Here is a 2,102-nt window from a genome sequence, read left to right as displayed (position 1 = left end):
GCCAGTTCCTGGGCCGCGCCGAAGCCGGTGTCGCGACCGATGACATAGACATGCGAGGCGCGCAGGAGCGCGGCGAGAATGGCCCGGGTCTGGGGCAGGGTCTTGCCCGACAGCGTGGCGAGCGCCATGGCCGAGGCGGTGGCGCGGGAGGCGTAGGCGGGGACGAGGGCGGAGAGGAGCGCCATGCCGCCTGCAATGGCGCCGATCACAGACTTGGTCGCCGGGACGGCGAGTTCGGGCCCCGCGCCGATGCGCAGGGTGGTGTCGGCCTCGGCCTCAACCGGGCTTGCGGGGGCGTTTGTCAGGGCTAGGACTTTTGCCCCTGCGGCCTTCGCGCCGCAGGCGGAGCGGACAAGGTCATCCGAGGCGCCGGATTGCGAGACGACGAGGACGGCGCTGTCGGTCAGCCGCACGCCGTGGCCGACCGAGAAGATCGAGGGCGGCAGCGAGGTCATGGGCAGGCCGGTCTCGCGCATGATCTCATAGGAGAGCACGTTGGCGGCGGCATCGGAGGAGCCGCGGGCGACGGTGTAGATCGCGCGGAGGCCGGCCAGGTCCGGCAGTGCCGGGGCCTGGGCGACGGCGGCGGCGAAGACGGCAGGGGCCTCGGCGATCTCGCGGGCCATGTGCTGTCCGGCGTCGGGGGGGAGATCGATCATTTTGCGCCTCGGGTCGGGGGGCGATCAGTGTGGCGCGGCAGCCCCCCACCTCCGGCCCCTCCCCACGGGAAGGAGGGGAGGCGCTTTGGGTGGGCGGCGCGATGGATGGGAACAGTTGTGTGCGTGGCGGCGGCAGCGCGTCCGGCGGGGATACTTGGGCCAGTATGAATGCCGGGGCGCAGGGGCTTGCGGCTGAGCGGGACCAGGGTCTGCGTCATTGGCGCAGCCCGTGGGCGTCGAGTTTGGCCCAGGTGTCGGTGAGGTCGACAACCTGGCCGGTCACGCGGGCCTGGTCGAGGGCAATGGCACTGATGCCTGCCTCCATTGCGTCGAGGATCGAGACGGGGAGGGTATCGGTCTCGGCCCTGAGGTAGGCGGTGATGTCGCGGCACATGAGCTGGTCGGCGCCGTAATGCGCGCCCTTCATCGCGGTGCCCTGGGTGTAGTCATGGTCCGCGAGCCGGCGACCGTCGCGGGCGGTGACTTTCAGGAAGCCGCGGACGAAGTCACCCTCGGCCATGCCATGCGTGCCCATCACGCAAAACCGGCGGTGTTCGTCGGGGACGTTCAGGTTGGTGTGGAAGGCGAGGCTGGCGCCGGTCTCGTACTGAAGGATCGCGGTCTGGTAGTCGATGATGTCGCCGTCGGACAGGAAGGGATCGTCGGTCGATTCCCAGACCGATTTCTTGACGTGGAAGATCTCCGCCTCGGCGTTCGACTTCGGCGCATTGGCGGGGACGAAGGACTTGCGCCCGCCGAAGCTGGCGACGCGCTGCGGCCGCGACCCCGTGACCATGTTGTAGATGTCGAGGTCGTGGCAGCATTTCTCCAGCATGAAGCCGCCCGCGAGGCCGGTCTTCCTCCGCCAGTCGCGCATGAAGAAGGCGCCGTGGTAGGGGCCGATGTGTTCGTTGGCTTCAAGGGAGGTGACGTCGCCGAGCCAGCCTTGCGACTGGGCGGCGCGGAGGTCGACCATGTGCTGCGAGTAGCGGAGCACAAGGCCGACCATGGCGCGGTTGGTGCCGCCGTGCTGCGCGAGGAGGCGGGCGAGTTCCAGGGTTTCGTCGATCGAGACGACGACGGGCTTTTCGGTGAAGATCTGCACCCGGGCCTCCAGCCCCAGCCGGATCTGGTCAAGGTGGAAGACGTTCGGCGAGAAGACGCAGTAGAGGTCGGGTTTGGCGTCCGACAGCATCGCCTCGACAGACGGGTAGCGCGGGGTGTCCTCGCCGATCATCGCAAGATGCGTGGGCTGCGGGTCGTAGTAGCCGACGATCCGGGCTTCGGGCATTTCCTCGCGAAGCGTGGTCAAGACATGACCGGCCCGCAGGCCGATGCCTGAGGTGACGATACGCATTCTCTCTTCCTTTCGTCAGGCGGCCAGCGCCGGGGCCTGCTGCCGCCGCATCACGCGGCCTTGGGTGTCGAAGACATGGGCGTCGG

General features: G+C 68.7%; 2 protein-coding genes. Both read right to left on the bottom strand.

The window, feature by feature from the left end:
* Window positions 1-659: SIS domain-containing protein (locus ACE3TL_RS16940; RefSeq protein WP_374579829.1), on the bottom strand; the 659-nt coding region annotated here is incomplete at its 3' end.
* 214 nt (window positions 660-873) lie between these two features.
* Window positions 874-2,016 carry a Gfo/Idh/MocA family protein gene (locus ACE3TL_RS16935; protein WP_374579828.1) on the bottom strand — a complete coding sequence of 381 codons (1,143 nt, stop codon included), beginning with the start codon at window positions 2,014-2,016 and terminating at the stop codon, window positions 874-876.
* Window positions 2,017-2,102 lie beyond the last annotated feature (86 nt).

The sequence above is a fragment of the Phenylobacterium sp. genome (assembly GCF_041920015.1).
GTDB lineage: Bacteria > Pseudomonadota > Alphaproteobacteria > Caulobacterales > Caulobacteraceae > Phenylobacterium.
This window is presented reverse-complemented; position numbering and strand designations above follow the sequence as displayed.